The organism is Desulforhabdus sp. TSK (assembly GCF_022836495.1).
In the GTDB taxonomy this organism is placed as follows: domain Bacteria; phylum Desulfobacterota; class Syntrophobacteria; order Syntrophobacterales; family Syntrophobacteraceae; genus Desulforhabdus.
Map to the genome: position 1 here is coordinate 1 of NZ_BQXM01000225.1, position 291 is coordinate 291.

At 61.2% G+C, this 291-nt stretch carries 1 protein-coding gene; it reads left to right on the forward strand.

Going from position 1 to position 291, the window contains the following annotated elements:
• On the forward strand, nt 1-291 hold a 291-nt coding region (locus MWC30_RS22190), incomplete at both ends, for an ATP-binding cassette domain-containing protein (protein ID WP_244086357.1).

Below are 291 nucleotides of genomic sequence, written 5' to 3' on the forward strand. Positions count from 1 at the left end.
TGAAGAAGGGCTTCCGATGGCGCCTTTCCAAGCCGGACAGGCGCCGCCTTCAGGAGATCCTCGATCTCTTCGAGATCTCCCACCTGGCGCAGAGCTTTCCCTTCGATCTTTCGGGAGGCCAAAAGCAACGTGTGGCCCTGGCGCGCGCTCTGGTCTGCAAGCCCGACATCCTCCTCCTGGACGAGCCCTTTTCGGCCCTGGACACCCTCCTGCGCGTGAAGCTCCGCAGGGAGCTCTCCGAAATCCAGGCCAGGTTCGATATTCCCGTCATCATGATCACTCATGATCCCG